This is a genomic window from Haloarcula sp. Atlit-47R (assembly GCF_003665985.1).
In the GTDB taxonomy this organism is placed as follows: Archaea; Halobacteriota; Halobacteria; order Halobacteriales; family Haloarculaceae; genus Haloarcula; species Haloarcula taiwanensis.
In genome coordinates, this window is the sequence record NZ_QPLQ01000001.1 from 1,439,908 (window position 1) to 1,462,394 (window position 22,487).

At 65.1% G+C, this 22,487-nt stretch carries 20 protein-coding genes and 1 rRNA gene; 10 read left to right on the forward strand and 11 right to left on the reverse strand.

Going from position 1 to position 22,487, the window contains the following annotated elements; translation table 11 throughout:
• Positions 1-15 precede the first annotated feature (15 nt).
• The 3 genes from DVK00_RS21330 to lpdA all read right to left on the reverse strand — a co-directional run bounded on the left by DVK00_RS21330 (position 16) and on the right by lpdA (position 2,356).
• Complete coding sequence (locus DVK00_RS21330; RefSeq protein WP_158598813.1) at positions 16-156, reverse strand: hypothetical protein; 141 nt, start codon at positions 154-156, stop codon at positions 16-18.
• Between the two features lie 9 nt (positions 157-165).
• Positions 166-795 (reverse strand): hypothetical protein, encoded by a 630-nt coding sequence (locus DVK00_RS07535; protein ID WP_121577504.1) that lies wholly within the window; start codon positions 793-795, stop codon positions 166-168.
• A gap of 142 nt (positions 796-937) precedes the next feature.
• Complete coding sequence (lpdA, locus tag DVK00_RS07540; protein ID WP_101348996.1) at positions 938-2,356, reverse strand: dihydrolipoyl dehydrogenase; 1,419 nt, start codon at positions 2,354-2,356, stop codon at positions 938-940.
• A gap of 136 nt (positions 2,357-2,492) precedes the next feature.
• Between lpdA and DVK00_RS21335 the strand changes: the two genes are divergently transcribed.
• Positions 2,493-2,678, forward strand: a complete 186-nt coding sequence (locus DVK00_RS21335; protein ID WP_158598814.1) for a hypothetical protein — start codon at positions 2,493-2,495, stop codon at positions 2,676-2,678.
• Between the two features lie 167 nt (positions 2,679-2,845).
• Here DVK00_RS21335 and DVK00_RS07550 read toward each other — a convergent pair whose 3' ends face one another.
• The 5 genes from DVK00_RS07550 to DVK00_RS07570 form a co-directional block, all read right to left on the reverse strand.
• A complete protein-coding gene (locus DVK00_RS07550) occupies positions 2,846-4,486 on the reverse strand; it encodes a dihydrolipoamide acetyltransferase family protein (protein WP_121577505.1) in 1,641 nt (546 codons plus the stop codon).
• Positions 4,487-4,489: 3 nt separating this feature from the next.
• Entirely contained in the window at positions 4,490-5,488 is a 999-nt protein-coding gene (locus tag DVK00_RS07555) for an alpha-ketoacid dehydrogenase subunit beta (RefSeq protein ID WP_121577506.1), read from the reverse strand.
• A complete protein-coding gene (gene pdhA, locus DVK00_RS07560) occupies positions 5,485-6,591 on the reverse strand; it encodes a pyruvate dehydrogenase (acetyl-transferring) E1 component subunit alpha (protein WP_101348999.1) in 1,107 nt (368 codons plus the stop codon). Before pdhA ends, DVK00_RS07555 begins: the two co-directional genes overlap by 4 nt.
• 172 nt (positions 6,592-6,763) lie before the next feature.
• A complete protein-coding gene (lipA, locus tag DVK00_RS07565; protein ID WP_255410811.1) occupies positions 6,764-7,822 on the reverse strand; it encodes a lipoyl synthase in 1,059 nt (352 codons plus the stop codon).
• Between the two features lie 25 nt (positions 7,823-7,847).
• Positions 7,848-8,681: a bifunctional 2-polyprenyl-6-hydroxyphenol methylase/3-demethylubiquinol 3-O-methyltransferase UbiG gene (locus DVK00_RS07570; RefSeq protein ID WP_121577508.1), complete on the reverse strand. Its 834-nt coding sequence runs from the start codon at positions 8,679-8,681 to the stop codon at positions 7,848-7,850.
• Between the two features lie 184 nt (positions 8,682-8,865).
• Here DVK00_RS07570 and DVK00_RS07575 point away from each other — a divergent pair, with 184 nt between their 5' ends.
• Together DVK00_RS07575 and DVK00_RS07580 are read left to right on the forward strand one after the other, a co-directional pair.
• Positions 8,866-11,235: a DEAD/DEAH box helicase gene (locus DVK00_RS07575; RefSeq protein WP_101351384.1), complete on the forward strand. Its 2,370-nt coding sequence runs from the start codon at positions 8,866-8,868 to the stop codon at positions 11,233-11,235.
• A gap of 205 nt (positions 11,236-11,440) precedes the next feature.
• Complete coding sequence (locus DVK00_RS07580; protein ID WP_232794503.1) at positions 11,441-11,680, forward strand: hypothetical protein; 240 nt, start codon at positions 11,441-11,443, stop codon at positions 11,678-11,680.
• 175 nt (positions 11,681-11,855) lie between these two features.
• Here the strand turns inward: DVK00_RS07580 and DVK00_RS07585 are convergent, their stop codons facing one another.
• Positions 11,856-12,512: an HAD family phosphatase gene (locus DVK00_RS07585; RefSeq protein ID WP_121577509.1), complete on the reverse strand. Its 657-nt coding sequence runs from the start codon at positions 12,510-12,512 to the stop codon at positions 11,856-11,858.
• Positions 12,513-12,630: 118 nt separating this feature from the next.
• Between DVK00_RS07585 and DVK00_RS07590 the strand changes: the two genes are divergently transcribed.
• The 5 genes from DVK00_RS07590 (at position 12,631) to pheT (ending at position 19,755) form a co-directional block, all read left to right on the forward strand.
• Positions 12,631-13,353 (forward strand): endonuclease NucS domain-containing protein, encoded by a 723-nt coding sequence (locus tag DVK00_RS07590; protein WP_121577510.1) that lies wholly within the window; start codon positions 12,631-12,633, stop codon positions 13,351-13,353.
• Between the two features lie 82 nt (positions 13,354-13,435).
• On the forward strand, positions 13,436-14,446 hold the full coding sequence (gene endA / locus DVK00_RS07595) for a tRNA-intron lyase (RefSeq protein WP_121577511.1): 1,011 nt from the start codon (positions 13,436-13,438) through the stop codon (positions 14,444-14,446).
• Positions 14,447-14,576: 130 nt separating this feature from the next.
• Positions 14,577-16,226: a tryptophan--tRNA ligase gene (locus DVK00_RS07600; protein ID WP_101351386.1), complete on the forward strand. Its 1,650-nt coding sequence runs from the start codon at positions 14,577-14,579 to the stop codon at positions 16,224-16,226.
• A gap of 275 nt (positions 16,227-16,501) precedes the next feature.
• Positions 16,502-18,013, forward strand: a complete 1,512-nt coding sequence (locus tag DVK00_RS07605) for a phenylalanine--tRNA ligase subunit alpha (RefSeq protein ID WP_101349013.1) — start codon at positions 16,502-16,504, stop codon at positions 18,011-18,013.
• Positions 18,013-19,755, forward strand: a complete 1,743-nt coding sequence (gene pheT, locus DVK00_RS07610; RefSeq protein ID WP_121577512.1) for a phenylalanine--tRNA ligase subunit beta — start codon at positions 18,013-18,015, stop codon at positions 19,753-19,755. Before DVK00_RS07605 ends, pheT begins: the two co-directional genes overlap by 1 nt.
• Positions 19,756-19,804: 49 nt before the next feature.
• On the opposite strand, the gene DVK00_RS07615 is transcribed toward pheT, so the two are convergent.
• Complete coding sequence (locus DVK00_RS07615; protein WP_121577513.1) at positions 19,805-20,857, reverse strand: quinone-dependent dihydroorotate dehydrogenase; 1,053 nt, start codon at positions 20,855-20,857, stop codon at positions 19,805-19,807.
• 99 nt (positions 20,858-20,956) lie between these two features.
• A complete protein-coding gene (locus DVK00_RS07620; protein WP_004516407.1) occupies positions 20,957-21,154 on the reverse strand; it encodes a hypothetical protein in 198 nt (65 codons plus the stop codon).
• 248 nt (positions 21,155-21,402) lie between these two features.
• Here DVK00_RS07620 and DVK00_RS07625 point away from each other — a divergent pair, with 248 nt between their 5' ends.
• Together DVK00_RS07625 and DVK00_RS07630 are read left to right on the forward strand one after the other, a co-directional pair.
• A complete protein-coding gene (locus tag DVK00_RS07625) occupies positions 21,403-21,711 on the forward strand; it encodes a non-histone chromosomal MC1 family protein (RefSeq protein WP_004516406.1) in 309 nt (102 codons plus the stop codon).
• 651 nt (positions 21,712-22,362) lie between these two features.
• Positions 22,363-22,487, forward strand: a 16S ribosomal RNA gene (locus DVK00_RS07630); the annotation flags it as partial.

The following is a 22,487-nucleotide window of genomic DNA, read 5'->3' on the forward strand; positions in this document are numbered from 1 at the left end:
GCCGTCTCCCGTGGGTCAGGACAACCGCGCCAGTTCCTCGTCAGTGAGGTCGATAGCGCTTGCGGCCAGTTCTGTTCGAGGTTGAACACAGCCGTCCGAACGCCTGAAAACAGCCCGCCAGCTCCGCTCGTCACTGCCACCGGTGTCGAACGCCACGTCGAGCGCTCACTCGCCGCCGCGGTGGAACAGGGCGAGGTGAACGAGGAGATACCGCGAGGCGTAAAAGACCGCGACACTGGCGACGAAGGCGAACAGCGAGACGCCCGCGACTGAGACGCCGAACCCGGAGGCGACGAACGGGTTCCGACCCATCGCCGCGATGTACGACGACACCATCTCGCCGCCGCCCAGCCCCACGGCGAACAGGCAAAGCGAGAGCACGATAGCCAGTCCGCCGGTTCCGAGACCGACGTAGCGGGCGAAGTCCTCGGCGTTGAGCGCCGCGTGTGCCTGTCGCTCGGTCAGCGGGGCGAGCCGAACGCGGTAGAGGACTGACCCGACGAGCAACGTCGCACCGAACACCTGCAAGAATCCGCCGAACAGTCCAAGCAACAGCACCTTCGGCGAAGCAACGGCGGGGTCAACTGCCGGGAGAAACGCCGCGGTGCTGTCCGGATACAGCCCGTAAATCGGCAGTAACAGCGCTAGCGCGCCAAGGAGGGCGCTCTGGAGCGCCAGCGTTCGCGGGACAGTCTGTCTGAGATACGAGTGCCGTTCGTAGCGGAGTCGTTCATACGTCGACCCCGAGATGATCGCTTTGGCGATGGTGTCGTCGGGTTGTGAATCAGTAGACATATCTTACCGGTTCCTATTCACCGACAGTTTACTCAATCCACCATATAACCCTTTTGCACGGTGCAAGATTCAGACTTGCTGTCGGTAAACCGCTCCAGAGTTGTGTTTAAATCACCCTCTGGTGGCCCCGTCCAGAACGGTCTTAGCGCGTATGGACCGCCTCGCCGCGTGCCGCCGCGGCCGCCTCGTGGACCGCTTCGGAGAGCGTCGGGTGCGTGTGGATCGTCCCAGCGATGTCCTCAAGCCGCGCGCCCATTTCGATGCCCAACCCGAGTTCCGCGATGAGTTCCGACGCCTCCGGACCGACAATCTGTGCCCCGAGCAGGAACTCCTCGTCGGCGTCGGCGACGACGCGGACGAAGCCTTCCCTCTCGTTGACGGTGAGTGCACGGCCGTTGGCCCGTATCGGCATCTGTCCGATGACTGGCTCGAAGCCCGCCGCCTCGGCCTCCGCCTCAGTCATACCGACGGTCGCGATTTCAGGGTCGGTAAACACCGCGGCGGGAATCGCCTGATGATCGAACGCGGCCGGTTCGCCGGCGGCGGCTCTCGCAGCAACCTCACCCTCTGCCATTGCCTTGTGAGCGAGCATCGGCTCGCCGGCCACGTCGCCGACTGCGAACACCGACTCGAACGCCGTTCGGCACTGGTCGTCGGTCGGAATGACGCCGTTTTCGTCCGTCTGGAGGTCGATGTTCTCCAGCGCGAGCGTCTCCGTGACCGGCTCGCGGCCGACCGCGACGAGACATTTCTCGGCGTTGTACTCGGTGACCGCGTCGTCTTCGTCGACGGTCTGGACGCGAATGCCCTCCTCTGTCTCGTCCCAGTCGTCGGCCGCCTCGCCGAAATTGAAATCGATCCCCAGCTCCTCGGCGCGGTCGCGGACGACCGCCGCGATATCGTCCTCGTAGCCGGGCAACACGTCATCGAGCATCTCGACGACGGTGACCTCGGCGCCAAGCTTTGCGAACACCGTCGAAAGCTCCATGCCGATGTAGCCCGCGCCGACGACCAGCAGCTTCTCGGGGACCGATTCGAGTGCGAGCGCGTCTTTCGAAGAGAGGATGTGTTCCCCGTCGAACTCGAAGCCCGGGACCGCCATCGGTCGGCTTCCCGTCGCAACGATGGCGTGTTCGAACGACAGCGACTCCGAGCCCTGCCCCTCGCCGCCGTGAGCGACTCGGACCGTCCCGTCGTCGACGAACTCGGCAGTGCCCTCGATCAGATTGACGCCGGCGTTCTTGCACAGCGATTCGACGCCTCGTGTCAGCCGTGTGACGACGCCGTCCTTCCACTCTGTCATCCCGGCCATGTCGACGGCCGGGTCCGCGAACACGCCCATCTCCTCGGCCTGCCGGGCATCGTGGGCGACGTCCGAGGCCGAGATGAGTGCTTTCGAGGGGATACAGCCGTGGTTCAGACAGGTCCCGCCGTAGGCGTCCCGCTCAACGAGCGTCGTGTCCAGTCCCAGTTGTGCGCCCCGGATGGCGGCAACGTAGCCGCCCGGACCGCCGCCGATAACAAGCAGTTCCGTTCCCGTAGTGACATCTCCGACGACCATAGCGGTGCCTCGTCCGGGTCCGTGAAAAGCTATCGCCCTTCACCTTGGTGACGTGTCTCGCCTCCGCCGCCGATACAGGTAGTAGCCGACGACCGGCACCGACACCACAAACGTCGCGAACAGTGTTTCCGACAGCGTGGACGACGCCGGCGAGCGCAGACAGCGGTGTCGGGGACCAGTCTCGGTCAGTCTGCCGGAGCTGTCGACTGTAGAAAAAGAGGCCGACCGTGAGAAGCAGGCTGAACAGTACACTCGCCCAACTGGCGAGGACGGTCAGGGCAAACGCGCCGAGAAACGTCCCGAGATTCCCATCACTGACTGACCCCGACGAAACGACCAGCGCCATTCCTAGTCGGGAGAGGGCGGCACAGCCCGGAACCAGCACAAACAGCGCGGCTAATCCGTACCAGATTCATGTGTCTCGCGTGGCGGGCAGCACGAATCGTGTCTGTCCTGTGACCTGTCTGGTTTTCGGTTGCGACCCGGCAGCTACTCCAGCAGGAGTCGCGTTGGGTCCGCCAGATACTCCTTGAGCGTGTTGACGAAGCGCGCCGCGTCGGCCCCGTCGATGACGCGGTGGTCGATTGCCAGCGAGAGTGGGAGCGTGGGTTTCGCGACGACCTCGCCGTCTTCGGCCACCGGCCGCTCTTTCAGCGCTCCGATACCGAGAATCGCCGTCTCGGGGACGTTGATGATCGGGCTGGCGTACTCGCCGCCGATGGCTCCGAAGTTCGTGACGGTGAACGTCCCGCCCTGCATCTCCGACCGCTCGATGTCCCGCTCTCGGGCCCGTCCGACGAGGTCGTTGATCTCGTCTGCGAGTTCGACCAGCCCCTTCCCGTCCACGTCGTCGACGACCGGCACGACCAGTCCGTGGTCGGTCGCTGCCGCCACGCCGATGTTGTGGACGTCTCTGTAGACGATTTCCTCGTTTTCGGTGTCAAGCGCGGTGTTGAGCACCGGGTGCTGGTCCAGCGCCGCGGCGACGCATTTCACCACGAAGGGCGTGTACGTCAGGGTGACATCACGTTCTTCGGCGAGTGGGGCGAGCCGCTCACGGGCCTCGACGAGGCCAGACACGACGACCTGGTCGTGGTGGGTCGCGTGGGGCACCTCTCTCCGGGACCGAGCCATCTGTTCGCCGATGGACCGACGGACGCCACGGTACGGTTCGCGGCGTTCGCCGTCGCCTGTCTCGACGGCCGTCGCGTCGGCCCCAGTGCCGCCCGCCTCGGCTGCCGTCCCTGCCGCGCCACCTTCGGCACTGACAGCTTCGGCATCGGCTGCCTGTGCGGCCTGCTGGGTCTCCGCGTACGTCCGAACGGCCGATTCGTCGACGTAGGGCTGGCCGTCCCGCGTCTGGTCAGTCGGGACGGCGTCGATGTTCACGCCGAGTTCGCGGGCGGCCTTTCTGGTGGCCGGCGTCGCCAGCGTCTGGTCGCGGCTGGCGGCCTCCTGTCCGTCCCCGGAGACACTTCTGACGGCTGACTTGACAGCATCCCCGTCGTCTGTATCGCCCGTATCGTCGACCTGCGAAACTACTGCGGTCGGGCCGTCCCCGTCGTCCGACGCCTTCGAGACAACCGACGTCGGACCGTCGTCACTGCCAGCCGTCTCGCCGGCTGATGCCGTGGCCGCCTCGACATCTCCCTCGGTGACGCGGCCGCCCGGCCCGCTCCCGTCGACGGCCGCGATGTCGACCCCTTTCTCACGGGCGAGCCGGCGCACGCTCGGCGAGGCGAACACGCGACCGTCGGCCGTGGTTGCGTCCGACTGGTCCGGTGCATCGGCCGCTGTGGCTTCGCCCGCACCGCTATCGGCCTGTGCTGTGTCGGCACCCGCCGATTCAGCCTCATCCGTACCCCCAGCCGCCGCGTCAGCCGATTCGCCGTCGCCCGCTTCCTCGATAGTGACGAGCACCTCACCGGTCTGTACCATCTCGCCGACTTCGGCGTGCAGTTCCCGTACGACGCCGTCGACCGGCGACGGCACGTCGACGGCGGCTTTATCGGTTTCTACCTCCGCGAGGACCTGATCCTCGGTGACGGCGTCGCCCGGCGAGACGTGCCAGGTCAGCACCTCACCCTCTGCGACCCCTTCCCCGAGGTCCGGGAGATTGAACTCGAACATGCGTCAGAACTCCACTGCCTCTCTGATACCGTCTTTGATGCGGGCGGGTTCGGGGAGGTAGTAGTCCTCCAGCGCGTACAGCGGGTACGGCACGTCGAAGCCGGTCACCCGGGTCACAGGGGCCTCCTGATACAGCAGGACTTCCTCCTGAATCGTGGCGATGATTTCGCCGGCCAGCCCGCCGGTCTTGGGGGCTTCGTGAACGACGGCCGCTCGCCCGGTCTTCTTGAACGACTCGACGATGGCGTCGGTGTCCATCGGCGACAGCGTTCGCAGGTCGATCACTTCGGCGTCGATGCCCTCCTCGGCCAGTTCTTCGGCAGCTTCGACCGTCGGCCGGGTCATCGCGCCCCAGGTGAACACGGACACGTCGCTTCCCTCACGGCGGGTCTTCGCTTCACCCAACTCAACCGTGTATGGGTCGTCGGGGACCTCCTCGCGGAACGACCGATAGATAAGCTTCGGTTCGAGGAAGATGACAGGGTCCGGGTCCCGGATAGCCGCCGTCAGCAGCCCCTTTGTCTCCTTCGGCGTCGACGGGACGACCACCTTCAGCCCCGCCTCGTGAACGTAAAACGCTTCCTTGGATTCGGAGTGGTGTTCCGGCGCGCGGATGCCACCGCCGTACGGTGCGCGGACAGTAAGCGGGCAGTTGTATCGGCCACGGCTCCTGTTCCGAAGCCGGGCGGCGTGGCTGACAATCTGGTCGAATGCGGGGTACATGAACCCTGAGAACTGCATCTCCGGAACCGGCCGGAGCCCGTAGGCGGCCATGCCGATGGCCGTCCCGACGATACCGGCCTCCGCGAGCGGCGTGTCGATGACTCGGTCGTCACCGAACTCCTCATGCAGGCCCTGTGTCGCCCGGAAGACGCCGCCGTTCTTCCCGACGTCTTCCCCCATCACGACCACGTCTTCGTTCCGTTTCATCTCGCCGTAGAGGCCGTCACGAACGGCCTGTACGAGCGTCAAACTCTGTGTCGCTGCGTCCTGTGTACTCATTCCAGTAGCACCTCGTCGCCGTGTCGCTCGCGCAGTTCTTCGAGGTAGGTTAGCTGCTGTTCGAGTCGCTGTGGCATCTCCGCGTACACGTCCGCGAACATCTCCTCCGGTTTCGGTCGCTCGGTCGCCTCGGCCTCGTCGATGGCTGTGGCCACCTCATCCTGAACCGATTCGTCGATAGCGTCGACCCGTTCGTCGTCAAGCAGGCCCCGGTCCCGGAGGAACGTCTCCATCCGCGGGATAGGGTCTTTCTGCTTCCAGCGTTCGACCTCGCTGTCGTCGCGGTACACTGACGGGTCGTCGGCAGTCGTGTGTGCGCCAAAGCGGTACTGCACCGCCTCGATCATCGTCGGGCGGAGCCCGTCCCCGGGCGGGTCGTGCGCCTTCTCGACGGCCTCCCGAGTCACCTGATACACCGCCAGCGGGTCCATGCCGTCGACCTGCACGCCGTCGAAACCGTAGGCGTTGGCCTTCTGTGCGAGCGTCTCGCTGGCGGTCTGGCGCTCCCGCGGCACCGAAATCGCCCACTGATTGTTGTTACAGAAAAACACCGCTGGAACGTCGAACACGCCCGCGAAGTTCAGGCCTTCGTGGAAGTCGCCCTCGGAGGTCGCACCGTCCCCGAAGTACACGAGGACAGCGGTGTCATCGCCCTTGAGTTTCGATGCCCACGCGGCCCCGGTTGCGTGCGGAATCTGCGTCGCAATTGGGACTGCAAAGGAAAACGCCTGCACGTCCTCCGGCGGCGAATTACCCGACTCAGACCCCATCCAGTACAACAGGTCGTCGGCCAGGGGCCATCCCTTGACGTACATCGCGAGATGTTCTCGGTAGCTCGGGAAGGCCCAGTCGCCGTCTCGCAGCGCGAAGGCGCTGCCGACCTGCGAGGCCTCCTGTCCAGACATCGGGGGGTAGGTTCCCATCCGGCCCTGCCGTTGCAAACTCACCGCCCGCTGGTCGAAGTGCCGGCCGAGTTTGAGATACCGGTACATCTCAACCAGTTCGTCGTCCGAGAGGTCTGGGACGGTTGCGCCGTCGACTACTGTTCCGTCTTCGTCGAGAATCTGTACCCTGTCCGCTGGGTCGCGCTGGAGGACACTCATAGAAACCGCCTCCCTCGAAGTGGCATACGCCGACTGTTCACTCGCACTACGTTTAGAGCTTTCGCGGCGCTGAAAAATATATCCGACGTGGGTATTACTGACTATATGGGCGCTTCAGATATTCTAAGGCATCTTTAATTCTGGAAAATTTATCGCCGATAACTCGGATGTATCAGTTGTTCGCACGAATGTCCGTCCGCGCATCGTCGGCACTTTGCCCCTCGCGCAGGACGCTCTCGACGAACAGTTCGCCCGCCCGGTACGACGAGCGGACCATCGGCCCCGAAGCGCAGTACAGGAAGTCGAACTCCTCCTCAGCGACCTGCCGCCAGGTGTCGAAGGCGTCCGGGTGGACGTACTCCGAGACTTCGAGGTGCGAGCGGGAGGGCTGGAGGTACTGGCCGAACGTCACCACGTCGACGCCGGCCTGCCGGAGGTCCGACAGCGTCTGGTACACCTCGTGGGCGTACTCGCCGACGCCAAGCATCAGGCTGGTCTTCGTGTACACGTCGCTCTCTCGGTCGACCTGCCGGAGCACCGAGAGGGACTGCTCGTAGCCCGCCCGACGGTCCCGGACCGGCCACTGGAGGCGGTCGACCGTCTCGATGTTGTGGGCGATGACGTCCGGGTCGGCGTCTATAATCTTCCGTACGAGGTCCGGCTCACCCTGAAAATCGGGGATGAGACACTCAACGAGAATCGAGGGGTCCCGGTCCTTGATGGCCCGGATCGTCTCGGCGAAGTGGCCCGCGCCCTGGTCGGGCAAGTCGTCGCGGTCGACACTCGTCAGTACTACGTAGTCCAGCCCGATATCCGCGACAGCGTCGGCCACCTGTTGTGGCTCGTCAGGGTCCAACGGCTCCATCCCGCCCGTCTCCACGTCACAGAAGTTACAGCCCCGCGAACAGCGGTCGCCCATCAGCATGAACGTGGCTGTCCCCGGTCCGTCGCGCCCGCTCCAGCACTCCCCGAGGTTGGGGCAGTTAGCCTCCTCACAGACCGTGTTGAGGTTTCGATCCCGGAGCGTCTGCTTGATATCGGTGAACCGCTCGCCCGACGGTGGCCGCATCTTCAGCCAGTCAGGCTTGCGCGAACGACTCATTATCCGGAGTTCGGTTCGCCCGGTGAAAAACGTGCGGGGCTCACGCGGTCTCCCGTATAGCGTGTGAACGACAATCGACTGGTCCGGCAACCGGATCGAAACGGTGGTCGGCGGCGTACTTCCGAGCACTCACTTTGCTGTCCGCGTTGCCGGCTCATGCCCGACAGACGGCAAGCATGTGTGCGGACATGTCGACGGCGGTCCGGTCCGTCCGGAGTTCGTCGACGAGCGCTCGGACACCGGCCCGCTCGCGCGCTGACAGCTCGTCAGCGGTTCCCCGGAGCGGGGCGGCGGCAAGTACCGACGCCAGCCCTTCCAGTCCGACCAGCGTCTCGACGGTTGCTCCGCCCGCCTTTAACAGCGCCTCGAACTCGTCGGCACGGAAAAAATGGGTCTCGGTGAACGCCGCGTCGTGACCGAGTTGCGCCACGAACGGACGGTCGTAATCGCCCGTTTCGGCCAGTTCGGCCGCATGGACAAGGTGGTCCGACCCGCCAACCAGCGAGAGCACCAGCCAATTGAGCCGCCCCATAACGGATGCAAACACTGGACACGCAGCTTTTGTCACCCGCATAAGCTCCTGCACGGCAGCCACGCGTCCGTCGGCGTCGAGCACGTGCGAGAGCGGCCCACCCAGACACAGCGTCGCGTCGAATGCGTCCCGGTCGAACTCGAGGTCGCGTACGTCCCCCGCCCTGACGGTCACCCGCTCCTCGTGCCCGTGCTCGGCGATCTTCTTCTGTGCGAGAGCCCGCTGGCCCTCGCTGGGGTCGACGAGCGTGACATCGTACCCTTGTTCGGCCAGCCAGACGGCGTACCGACCAGCGCCGCCGCCCACGTCGAGGACGCGTCCCGTGTCGGGGAGGGTCGCTTCGAGCTGTTCGACGGTCCCCGTCCACTCTAACTGCCCGTGTAGCGTGGCCGCCAGACGGTCCCACTCGCTCTCGTCGTTCTCGTCGTAGTAGTCTTCGGGGTCGCTGAGGGGCACGCTTGCGCACTGTCAGCCGGCCGGGTTAATCTTTGGGCAGGCGTGTGGGGCGCTCACAGCGGGCAGCTACGCAATGGCTCCGGAACTATGTCTTCTCCCACACTTCGGTTCCCCCATAGAAACGCCTTTGCCGTCGCGGAACTGCGACTGTGACGTGCCATCCCGAACCGACAGCGAGCCGACTGTGGCGGTCGCGGAGGTGCTCCCCGAGTTTGCCGACGCCTTCCCCTTCGAGGAGTTCAACCGGATGCAGTCGGCGGCCCTGCCGGCCCTGCTGAACCGCGACGACAACGTCGTCGTCAGCGCGCCGACGGCCAGCGGGAAGACCGCGCTGGCGGAACTGGCCATCTGCAAGACCCTCGCCGAGGACGGGACCGCGCTCTTTCTCGCGCCGTTGCGTGCGCTCACCAACGAGAAAGAGAGCGAGTGGGAACGGTTCGAGGACCTGGGCTACTCCGTCTACGTCGTCACCGGCGAGCGGGACCTGAACCCCCGCCGCGCCGAGCGGGCCGACATCCTCGTGATGACGCCGGAGAAGGCCGACTCGGCCACCCGGAAACACGAGACCAGCCGCTACTCCTTTATCACTGACGTGGACTGCTGTGTCATCGACGAGGTCCACCTGCTGGACTCGGACCGTCGCGGGGCGGTGCTCGAAGTCACCGTCTCGCGCCTGCGCCGGCTCTGTGACCCGCGTGTCGTGGCGCTGTCGGCGACGATGCCGAACATCGACGACGTGGCTGACTGGCTAGACGCTCCCGACGAGACCACCTTCGCCTTCGGTGAAAAGTACCGCCCGGTCCCACTCAACGCCGACGTGAAGACGTATTCCCACGGCGAGAACGCCTTCGCCGACAAGTACCGCCGGCTCTACCGGGCGCTGGACCTCGCCGAGCCACACATCCGCGAGGAGGGTCAGGCGCTCGTGTTCGTCTCCTCGCGGCAGGATACCGTCCAGGCCGCGAAGAAGGCCCGCGACGAAATTGTCGAGCGAGATATTCCGATGGGCGCACGCGGAGACTACGACTTCCACAACGACGCCGCGGACCTCTCGAACGACACGCTCCGCCAGTCCGTGCTCGACGGCGTCGGCTTCCACCACGCCGGCCTCGCGCGCGAGGACAAGAACCGCGTTGAGCAGTGGTTCAAGGAGGGCAAGATACAACTGCTCTTCTCGACCTCGACGCTGGCCTGGGGCGTGAACCTCCCCGCCCGCTGTGTCGTCATCCGCGACACCAAACTCCACGACCCGCTGGAGGGCGAGGTCGACATGAGCCCGCTCGACGTACTCCAGATGCTCGGCCGCGCGGGTCGGCCCGGCTACGACGACATGGGCTACGCCTGGGTCGTCTGTGACCGTTCGGACGCCGACAAGTACCGCCGCCTGCTCCGTGACGGCAAGGAGATCGAGTCCCGGCTGGCGGCCGAACTCGACGCCCACCTGAACGCCGAAATCGCGCTCGGCACCATCGACGACGTGGACGACGTAATGGAGTGGCTCGGGACCACGTTTTACTACGCCCGCTCGCAGTCGGCCCCCGACGAATATGACGCCGGCAGCGATCTCCGAAACCGGGTCAGCGATACGCTCTCGGCGCTTGTCGACGAGGGCTTCGTCGAGCAGGACGGCCTCAACGTCGAGCCGACGCGACTCGGCCAGCTCGCCTCGAAGTTCTACCTCCGGCTGTCGACCGCACGCCGGTTCGCGGACGTTGCCGAACGGTGTCAGGACGCCGCGGACCCGGATTCCGCTGTCTCTGTTGACGCGGACGACCTGCTGACCGCGGTGGCCGGCGCGACGGAGTTCGACAGCGTCAGCGCCCGCTCCGACGAGGAGGACGCTGTCCACGCGGTGCTGGGAGACAGTGTCGACGACAGTCTCGACGCCGGCCAGCGGAAGGTGCTTGCCATCCTCCGCTCGGGCATGACCGGGACGACGCCGACCGAACTCAAAAGCGACGCGTGGGTCATCCGCCAGAACGCCCTGCGCCTGCTCGCGGCGATGCGGGAGTTCGTCGACACGCTCGGGCCGGCTCGCTACGCGAACCTGGCCTGCCGGGTCGAGGCCCGCGTCGAACACGGTATCAGCGCCGACGCGGTGGGGCTGACCGCCATCGACGGCGTCGGCAGCGGTCGCGCGGGCAAGCTCGCCGCCGCGGGCCTGTCCTCGCCCGCCGAGGTGGTCGAAGCCGGCGAAGACGGCCTCGTCCGTGCCGGACTCTCCGAAGGCGTCGCCGAGCAAGTGCTGGCCAACGCCCGGGACCTCCCTGTTGTCTCCATCGACTGGGGTGAGTTCCCCGAGACCATCGCGCCCGGTGACAACGATATGCGGGAGGTGACGGTGAAAAACACTGGTGGCAGTGCCCGTGCGGGCCTACGGGTCACTGTCAACGGGCGTGAGATGACCGCCAAACCGTCGTATCTCGGTGAAGCGACGCTTCCGGTGGCCGTCTTCGGCGCGGACGCGGACGAACTCACGTTCACCGTCGAGGTGGCGTTCCCCGCGTTGCCGCTCCCGACGATCACCGAAACCCGGTCAGTTCTCGTTCGGTAATCGCCGTTTCGACTCCTGCTCTGAAACACGCTTAGAATGGCCAATAAAATTTATAAACACCTCTAAAAGCGTTACAGTGCTCTGTGAAACATCGCTGAAAGGTGCTGAAATCCGGTTAACATTCCGAAAAGAGCACGAATTCTCCCCAAGGGTCTGGCGTTTATATTGGGGTATGGGTTCTTACGAAGAACTGAGGAAGCCCACAATGTCCAGTGCATCGCCCTTCCGTTCCCCGATGGAAGCCGCCCCCAGTAGCGTCGCCCTCCGATCACTCGTTCGTCCCCTGCAATTCATCGCGTTCTGGCTGGCTATCGTTACGCCACTGGCATATCCGCCGCTACTGCTGGGCGGACTGGACAGTCAGAGCTTCCTCATCTTCGTGGGTGTCGTTGCCCTCAACATCTTCGGCCTCCTCGCGGGCCGCGGATACGGTGACCCCGCCTGACCTGGCCGGGTCTTTCCCCCACACTGGCATTTCCTGCACGCCGTTCTGTGGCTCTTGAACTTCTGCGTACCGTACTAAAGTATTGCCTCTCGGTTTCTGGCTCAACTCTGTACCGGAGCGCCATACCGCTGCTTCTGCGTCTGTCATCTCTCACCTCCGCACAGACTCGCGGGCGTTACACACCGGTTAAAAGTACCTGTCGCAGCGACGCGGCATCGTCTGCGGTCTCGTGGACCATCGAGAGGTCCGTCTCGTCGCCGTCGCCGCGGAACCCGACGGTCGTCATTCCGGCGGCGACGGCGGCGCGTGCGCCCGCGGTGGAGTCCTCGACGGCCCAGCAGTCCTCGGGCGCAACGCCCAGTTCTGCCGCGCCCTGCTCGTAGATGTCTGGCTCCGGCTTCCCGGGGCCGTCGATGTCATTTGCACTGATGGCGACATCGAACTTCGAGAGGAGGTCGAAGCGTTCGTCGGCCACGTCGATCCAGGCCCATGGTGCGGAGGTCGTCAGCGCCAGTGCCACGCCGGCGTCCCGCAGGTCGTCGAGCAGTTCGTTTGCCCCGTCGAGGACGGTCGCTTTTTCGCCGTAAATCCGCTCGCCGTGCTCCTCGAACAGTCTCTCGAAGCCCTCGCGGCTGATTTCGAGGTCGTACTCGGCGTTCAGGTCCGGATACACCTCTCGGTAGTTCCGCCCGGTAATCGCGGACACCGGGATGTCGTCGTTCGGTGCGGTCGTCGGAAGGATATCCTCGCGCTGGGCACGGACCCAGTGGTCTTCAGACTGGACGAGGACGCCGTCCATATCGAAACAGACCGCAGCAGGCGGTTCACTCATTGCCTTGCTGTCACTCGGCGACGGCTTTGGCTGTTGTGACTCCGGCAGCGACGACCGCGCTATGAAACCCCGTCCACCGCCTGAGGATTTAAATACCGAAACCCGGCCAGCCCAGTCCATGCACGACGGAACCCGTGTGATTGCTGGTGAATGTACGACCGTTTTCGAGGGCGCGCGCGAGCGAGAGCAGCGCGGTGATGTCCTCGTCGTCGTTAAACCGGACAACACTGTTCTGGTTCACGATGCCGAAGGATATCAGCCGGTCGCGTGGCTCACGCGCGCTGAAAGCGTCACCATCGACAACGGAGCGGTGACCGCCCGCGACGGCGACGAACTCCTCCGGGTGGTCACTCACGAGGAACACGGCAGTGGCCGCTATCCGGCCTCGAACGCCGGCGTTCCGGTGCGCGACTGTCCCGACTGCGCCGGGACGCTGGTTCGCACCCGTAGCGAGGTTACCTGTACCAGCTGTGACGCCGCCTATGGGATTCCGAGCGATGCCGCGGTCACTGGCGGTCGGTGTGACGACTGCGGACTCCCGACGCTTCGAGTGGAACGTGGGCGGGCGTTCGAACTGTGTCTTGACCGGGAGTGTGACTCACTAGACGACGCCGTCATCGCGGCCTTTGACCGCGAGTGGAGCTGTCCTCACTGTGACGGCGACCTGCTGATTCTCCGCCGTGGCGGCCTGCTCGCCGGCTGTGAACACTACCCCGACTGTGACACCGGCTTCTCGATGCCGTCCGGCGTCGTCGTCGGTAACTGTGACTGCGGCCTGCCGCTGTTCGAAACCGCTGGCGGCACGCGATGTCTGGACAGTTCTTGCGCAGAACGGGAGTGAGCACTGACCCTCCGCATCCGCCCAACTCCGCTACCGGTTCGGACCCGCAGGGGCTTTGTCGTCGCGGGAGCCACGTCAGAGCATGGGACTAACGCTCGACGGTGATGTTGTCCGGGCCGGCTACGAGGCCCGCGAGCGGTTCTACGACTCGCGTGGCTACGGGAAGGTCCGCGACGGGGACCTCGACCTGGCCCCGGTGGAGGCCGCACACCTCCTTTACCGCGGAGATATCGAGAGCATCGACGGCATGGACTTCCGGGCGTTCCTCGGGTCGACGGCCGTTTCCGAGGTCGACTTCGCTGTCTACAAAGACCTCCGTGACCGCGGTTTCTACCTCACGCCGGCCTGCGAAGGGTGGGTCGACGACGCGTCGGGGGCGGACTTCGTGGTCTACCCGCGCGGGAACGGGCCATGGGACACCGAAGTGGCGTACCGCGTCAGGGTCGTCGGCGAGCGTGATACCGCCGCCGCCGCGGCCTTGGGAGACTGCGTGCTGGCGGTCGTCGACGAGGAGAGCGAGGTCACCTACCTCGACACCGACCGGCGCGACGTTGAGGGAACCAGCGACGCTGTCGTCCCGGCAACGGAGGGGGAACTGCTCGGAGAGCGCGTGGTGTGCTGGGAGCCGCCGGCGGAGCTGTACGAGCAGGCCTTCTACGGCCAGCGGCTCGGTGACGACGGCGCAGTGCAGCTCTCCCTCGTTGAAGCCGCGTATCTCGCACAGGCGGGACTGCTCACAGTCGATGGCGGGGCTGACGCTGTCGTCGAGCGCGGCCGCGAGGTCGAGGGCGACCGCTTCGACCGCCGGCTAGCTGTCTATACGGCCCTGCGAGCGAGCGGCGTCGCGCCGAAGACCGGCTTCAAGTTCGGCGCTGACTTCCGGACCTACGCCGATGTCGAAAGTGCGGCGAACCTCGGGCACTCGGAGCTACTGGTGCGCGTGCTGCCGGCCGACCACCGGTTCGAGCCGAGGGACCTCGCGCTGGACGTGCGCCTCGCTCACGGCGTCCGGAAGACGATGGTATTCGCACTCACAACGGACGGCGGTGATGTCGATATCGAGTGGATAGCTGTCGAACGACTGACGCCCTGAGCCGCCCGGGCATCGGGGTCGGCCAGTGGGTATCTGCCCGTCGGTCCCTCGGCGCACCGAAACGAACCCTTTTTGCGCCGACCGGGACCAAAACACCTGTAACGTGGCTCACCGCGAGCCGACCACAGCTATGACAACGGACGACTCCCACCACGACGACGCATCGCCCGACGAGGACCGCCGCCAGTCGGGCGCAGCGTGGCGGGAGCCTGACGCCCCCTCCGGTGACGACCCAGTGCTGCCGGACGGCGGCACCGAGGCCGAAGGGGCCGACGAGGCGACGCTTGACCCGTGGGGCTCCTCGACTATCGCCGACTACCGCAAGCTGTTCGAGCAGTTCGGCATCGAGGAGTTCGACGAGGTGCTTCCTGAGGTCCCTAACCCTCACTATCTAATGCGGCGGGGCGTCATCTTCGGCCACCGGGACTACCGACCGGTCGCCGAAGCCATGCGCAACGACGACCCCTTCGCCGCGCTGTCGGGGTTCATGCCGACCGGCGACCCACACATCGGCCACAAGCTCGTCTTTGACGAGATTATCTGGCACCAACAGCAGGGCGGGGACGCGCACGCGCTCATCGCGGACCTCGAAGCCCACAGCGCCCGCGGGCTCTCGTGGGACGAAATCGACGAGCACGCGACGGACTACGTCCTCTCGCTGCTCGCGCTCGGGTTCGACCCCGAAGAGGGGACGCTGTACCGCCAGTCCGACAACCGCGAAGTGCAGGACCTTGCGTTCGAACTCGGGGCTGAGGCGAACTTCTCGGAGCTGCAGGCCATCTACGACTTCGATGGCGAGACCGACATCTCACACATGCAGTCGGTCGTCACGCAGATGGCCGACATCCTCTATCCGCAACTGGACGAGCCAAAGCCGACGGTCATTCCCGTCGGCCCGGACCAGGACCCCCATATGCGGCTGGCCCGAGATCTCGCCGCGCGGATGCGGTATTTCGGCGTGACAGAAGCGTTTGCCAGCTTCGAGGCCGACGGAGTCGAACGGACACTGCTCCGACAGGCCTACGACGCCCGCGAGGACTACGCCGAGGATGCCGACCGACCGCGGTGTGGCGAGGCCGCCGACTGGCTGCGCGACCACCAGCCAGCACCCGCTGACGCCCGCGAGTCCGTCGTCTCGAAACTCGACGAGGCCGGGAAGGAACCACTCCGACCGCGGATCCGGTTCCTCGACCGCAACGCTACCGACGTAGCCTTCGAGGCCCTCATCGAAGCTATCGACGGCGAGAAGCGAGTGTACGACGAGCACATCGACACGTTCGACCTGGACCACGTCGAGGCGGAGGAACTCGCTCGGCAGGTCGAACTCGACAACGGGGGCTACGGCTTCCAGCCGCCGTCCTCGATCTACCACCGGTTCATGACCGGACTCACTGGCGGGAAAATGTCCTCGTCGATTCCGGCCTCCCACATCTCGCTACTGGACGACCCGGAGGACGGCTACGACAAGGTAAAATCCGCGACGACCGGCGGCCGCTCTACTGCAGAGGAACAGCGCGAGAAGGGTGGGAAGGCCGATGAGTGCCCCGTCTACGAGCTGTATGCCTACCTGCTGTCGGGTGACGACGACGAGTTCGCCAAGGAGGTGTACGACGAGTGCGTCGGCGGCGAACGGCTCTGTGGCGGCTGCAAGGAACAGGCCGCCGAACTGATGGCCGAGTTCCTCGAAGACCACCAGGAGAAACGCGCAGAGTGGGAAGACAGGCTCGACGAACTCGACATCGACCTCGACTCCGACCGAAAGCGCTCGGGCGCGGACTGAGCGCCCGGTCGCGTCGCCGGGTTCGTGTCGCGACGGCCACACGCGCAACGTTTTTGCCTGACAGCCACAATCGCTGAGACATGGCACCCGAATCCCACCGTGCCGGTGTCGCGCGCCAGCCATCCGACAGACAGGGGTTCGGCTTCTTTTGTACTGCCTGACCGCGTGTGGACTCTGACGGCGCTGAGAGGCGTGGTCGGACGAAACCGTGAGCAGGAAGTAAGAACCGTTAACTGAGCGACCCGCGGTTATCCCCACAAGACCGAGACACCCGTATGAAACGACCACAGGCACAGGTGGCCGTCCTGCAGGCCGCCGACGCACAGGAGGACAGGCGCATCGATGCGGTAGCCGAGGACGCGGGCCTCAAGCCCGAAGCGGCCACCAGAGCGGCGTTCGAACTGGAAGCCGACGGCCTCGTCGCCGTCGACGAGGAGACGCTGGAACACTACGAACTCACCGAGGAGGGCGAGGCGTACGTCCGCGAGAGCCTGCCCGAACAGGACCTCTATGAGGCCGCTATCGATGCCGGTGCGGCCGACGGCCCAGTCCAGATGGGGCAGGTCATCGGCGCGTCCGGTCTCGAAGGCGGCGCGGTCGACATCGCGCTCTCGAACTACGCCCGCAAGGCCTACGGCGACATCGACAGCGGCGAAATCACGGCCAACCCCGACGCCGACCCCGGGTCCGACCCCGAGATGCTGGCGCTGGAGGCCGTCGCAGATGGACGTGTTGAGGACGCCGACCCGGACGCGCTCGACCAACTGGAACGGCGCGGCCTCGTCGACGCGCGCGAGGAGACCGTCCGCTCCGTGCGGCTGACCGACGACGGCGTCACCGCCTTGATGGAGGGCGTCGAGGCCGCCGAGACGGTCGACCAGCTCACGCCCGAACTGCTCACCAGCGGCGAGTGGGAAGACGTGGAGTTTACCGAGTACAACGTTGAGGCCGACGCTGAGGACGTGAGCCACGGCAAGGAGCACATCCTCCGCCAGACCGCCAACCGCGTGAAGGACACGCTCGTCGGCATGGGCTTCCAGGAGATGGAAGGCCCCCACGCCGACGCCCAGTTCTGGATAAACGACTGCCTGTTCATGCCCCAGGACCACCCGGCCCGGACCCACTGGGACCAGTTCGCGCTGGAACGGCCCGACGAGATTCGGAACCTGCCCGACGACCTCGTCGAGCGGGTCCGGTCGGCCCACCGGGAGGGCGTCGGCCCCGACGGCGAGGGCTATCACTCGCCCTGGACCGAGGACATCGCCCGCGGGATGGACCTCCGGGGCCACACCACCTCGCTGTCGATGCGCTACCTCTCGGGCCACCAGGTCGGTGACCTCGAACCGCCCGAGCGTTACTTCAGCGTCGAGAAGGTGTACCGCAACGACACGCTCGACCCGACCCACCTGCTGGAGTTCTTCCAGATTGAGGGGTGGGTGATGGCCGAGGACCTCTCTGTGCGTGACCTGATGGGGACGTTCACGGAGTTCTACGAGCAGTTCGGCATCACCGACCTGGAGTTCAAGCCCCACTACAACCCCTACACGGAGCCCAGTTTCGAACTGTTCGGGACCCACCCCGAGACCGGCGAGGTCGTCGAGGTCGGCAACTCCGGTATCTTCCGCGACGAGGTGCTCACGCCGCTTGGCGTCGACTGCGACGTGATGGCGTGGGGCCTCTCGCTCGAACGACTACTCATGCTCATGTACGGCTTCGAGGACATCCGCGACGTGCACGGGACGCTGTGTGATCTTGAACTGCTGCGGGAGACGGAGGTGATGCGCTGATGCCCGTCGTCGACATCGACCCCGACGAACTGCGGTATCTGACCGGTCACGACGAGAAAGACGACGACGAACTCAAATCGGACCTGTTCGACCTCGGCCTGGAGTTCGAGGGCTGGACCGAGGACGACGAGTTCCAACTGGAGTTCGCTCCCGACAGGCTCGACCGCCTCTCCGTTGAGGGCGTCGCCCGCTCGCTGCGCTACCACTACGGCGACGACCGCGGGGTGGACATCCCCAACACGAACAGCGCCGACTGGACCATCGAGGTCGAGGACCAGCCAGACGAGCGCCCGTACGTCACCGGCGCTATCGTCCGCGGGCTGGACATGGACGAGGCAGCGCTGGAGTCGCTCATCCAACTGCAGGAGAAACTCCACGCGACGATGGGTCGCAAGCGGGCGAAGGGTGCGATTGGGGTCCACGACCTTACGATGTTGAAAGGCGACTCGGTCACCGACGAGACTGGCAAGTCCATCACGTACACCAGCGCGGACCCCGACGAGGCGACGTTCGTACCGCTTGACGCCGACGCGGAGATGACCCCCAGCGAGGTCATGGCGTCCCACGAGACCGGCCAGACCTACGGCGACCTCGTCGCCGACTTCGACCGCGTGCCGGCCATCTACGACGCCATCGGCCTGTTCTCGTTCCCGCCGGTCATCAACGGCCGCCGAACCGAGGTCAGCGTCGACTCCCGGGACCTGTTCATCGAGATGACCGGGACCGACCAGTGGACCATCGACCACATGTGCAACATCGTCTGCTACGCCCTCGCCGCCCGCGGCGGCCAGGTCGAGAAGGTCGACGTGTCCTACGCCGACGACGCGCCCGGCGAGTACGCCGGCAAGACGCTGGAACGGCCGGACCTCTCGGTGCGGACGAAGACGGTCACGCACGACCGTATCGAATCCATTCTCGGCGTCTCACTGGACAGCCGCGAGGTCGTCGACTACGCCGAGCGCGCTGGCCTCGACGCGAGCGAAACCGACGCCGACGACGGCGTGGCCTACGAGGTGGAGATTCCGCCCTACCGCGTCGACGTCATCCACCCGCTGGATATCATCGACGACATCGGGCGGGCGCTCGGGTTCAACAGCCTCGAACCGACCTACCCCGACGTATCGACGGTCGGCGGCCGCCACGAGCGGTCCCGGCTTGAGGACGCCGCCCGCGACGCTCTGGTCGGGCTGGGCTTCGAGGATTTGCTGAACTTCCACATGATAAACGAGGCCGAGAACTTCGAGCGGATGGGACTCAGTCCGGACAGTACTGGCGGGGACGCCGTCGGCGAGGCCGACCCGGTCACCATCCAGGAGCCCTACAGCGAGGACTACACTATCCTCCGGACGTGGGCGCTCCCCTCCATCATGATGGTCCTGGAGAACAACACCCACCGGAGCTATCCGCAGGACCTCGCCGAAATCGGGCTGGCCGCCGGCCTCGACGACTCGGAGAACACTGGCGTCGCCGAACACCGCACCGTCGCCGCCGCGCTCGCGCGCACGGACGCCTCCTATGAGGACGCGAAGGCTCGCCTGCAGGCGCTGGCCGACGCCTTCGACAAGGACCTCGAAACGCCCCCGACCGCGCATCCGTCGTTCATCGGCGGCCGCGCCGCCGAGGTCGTCCTCGACGGGGAGTCGGTTGGCGTCGTCGGCGAAATCCACCCGAAGGTGCTTGTCGAGCACGACTTGGAACTGCCGGTGGCGGCGTTCGAGTTCCGACTGGACGCGCTGGAATAACGGCCAGCCGTCGGTCTATCGCTGTTCCAAAAGGCCAGCAAGCCCCAAGCTACAGGTCCGCGCCGACGGCGTCCTCGACCGAGTCGAAGCCGTCCTCCGCGAGCAGGTCGAGCAGCCCCTCGTTGATTTCGCGGGCGATGGACGGGCCGTGGTACACCAGGCCGGTGTACAACTGGACGAGTGAGGCCCCGGCGCGGATCTTCCGGTATGCGCCCTCCGCTGTCGAGACGCCACCGACGCCGACGACGGGCACGTCGACGCGCTCGGCGACGAACCGGACCATCTCGGTCGCCTGGTTCTCGATCGGCTTCCCGGAGAGGCCGCCCGTCTCGACCGCGTTCGGCGAGCGTAGGCTTGCGGGCCGTTCAGTCGTCGTGTTCGTCGCGACGACGCCGTCGAGGCCGAGTTCGGTCACCAGGTCAAGCGCGTCCTCGACTGCCGGCTCGGGGAGGTCCGGCGAGAGCTTCACGAGCAGCGGGGCCGCGCCAGCGTCCTGTAGCTCACTGAGGATCGCTTCCATCGCGTCGCGGTTCTGGAGCTCCTCGAAGCCCTCCGAGTTTGGACAGGAGACGTTGACGACGAAGAAGTCCCCGCCTTCGGCGACGTGTTCGTACGTGGTCCGGTAGTCGTCGGGGGCCTCCTCGGTTCCGACATGTTCCGTCTTGGCAATGTTGACGCCGACCGGGAACGGCGCGTCGACGTGTTTCAGCCGCTCGCCGACGACGACAGCGCCGTCGTTGTTCAGGCCCATCCGATTGATGATCGCCTCGTCCTCCCTGAGCCGGAACATCCGCGGGCGGGCGTTGCCGGCCTGTGGCTCGGCTGTGACGCCGCCGACCTCCGCGAAACCGAAGCCGAGTGAGGCCACCGCTCCGGGGATGGTTGCATTCTTGTCGAAGCCAGCGGCGACTCCGACGGGGTTGTCGAACGTGTAGCCGAACGCCTCCACTGCAAGTCTGTCGTCAGTGACGGTGTAGCGGTCGGCCATCGCGTCGGCGACTCGGGTTCCGTCGACCGCCTCTAACAGCCGGTGGACGCTCCGGTTGGCGGTTTCTGCTGGCAGCGAAAACAGGAGTGGTCTGGCGATATCGTAGGGTCTCATTGTGTTGGTGTTCGGGTTACCTCGAAGAACGTCGTTGCATGTCCGGTATCGGGCATCGGCCCAATGGCCCGGTGGCACTGTGTCACCGTCGATGGTGCCTCAAAAGTCGTGTTCGACCTCTTCCGGGTCGGCTTTCTGGATAATAATCTTGTTATCGCGGACGCGAACGAACACCTCGTCGCCGATCTCCATCCCGGCGACGGCTAGCTCGTCTTCGTGAATGTTGATATGTACGTTGTGGTACTCGCCGTCCTCATCTTTGGCGCCACTCGGGCTGAGCTTCTTCTTTCGCACCATCGCGCTATCCTACTCCGCACTTCACCGCAGGATACACTTAAGTCTACCGTGCCGCCGGCCGCTGGCTGGTGGTTTCGTAGGCGCGCGTGACGATTTCGACCCGAATATCCGGGCTGAAACGGCCGGTCTGGGCGTTCAAAAGGGCGTGTGACCGTGCGAGCGTATATAAATACCCCCCGAGGGAGGCGGGATTGGGGGGTATATTTATGTTCTGCCATGTGCTGAATTGGCATGGAGCGGTGAAATCCATGGCACCCGACAGTGACAAGCGCAACTTCGCACTGCGCGAAGACGGTGACGAATCGAGCGTCTTCTCGGGCGGAACGCCTCGGCAGGCTGCACTGAAGGCAGCACGTCGACTCGAACCGGCTGACGGTGAAGATCAGGCTGATCCTGAGGAGATACGACTACGGGAGAAGGGGACCCACAAAGTCCACATCTATGAGGCGTGGGCATGGGTTGAGGAGGCTCCTGACGACAAACCCGACTGGATGCCCGGCGATATCACGAAAGGGAACGTCTCGAAGCAGGGCGTCGAACACCTAGACGAGATCTAGGTCGCGATTCGACGTTTTCGGTGGCGACATCACAGTGGCTACACCCGCGTGTGCGCGCGAGCGAAGACTACGATCCAGCAGTCCGTCGACCCCGAGGCCCGTACGGTCCGTCTATACACGTGTGGGACACTCACACCCGTGTAATTCCGTCTCGCAGTCGACTTCCTTCGACGGGGTTAAGTGTGGCTCACCCATCGGAATGAAATGCGAACGCGGTCAGGGGCGATGGCCCCGAACGAACGAACTCGTTCCGACGCCCTTAAGTGTAACAGGGCGTTGAGAATGAACGCGAAGGTCGCTCGCGTCGTGCGGTTCGACGCGAGCCCGTTCCGATGCCCTTAAGTGTAACAGGGCACTCGGAATGAACGCGAACGACGTTCGGTCGGGGACATCGAATCTCTGCCGACACGGACCAGGCGGGGCCGACTCGCCAACGAAACTCGAAGCCTTTATGGTGGCTTCGAGACAACAATCAGGTCCGAAGAAATGAGGATTCCACCCCTGCGGTCCGCCGTCAAGATGGAATCTGATGTTAGCCCTGATAGTTCGGTGACACTCGGTCGACGGGTGTCCTCGAACACCCTTCGATAGCGACCACACCCATTATCTGGGTGTGATCCCGCCTAACCCCCCGGCATCGTGCCGGGATACATTCCGGTTGATCCTGCCGGAGGCCATTGCTATCGGAGTCCGATTTAGCCATGCTAGTCGCACGAGTTCAGACTCGTGGCATATAGCTCAGTAACACGTGGCCAAACTACCCTACAGACCGCGAT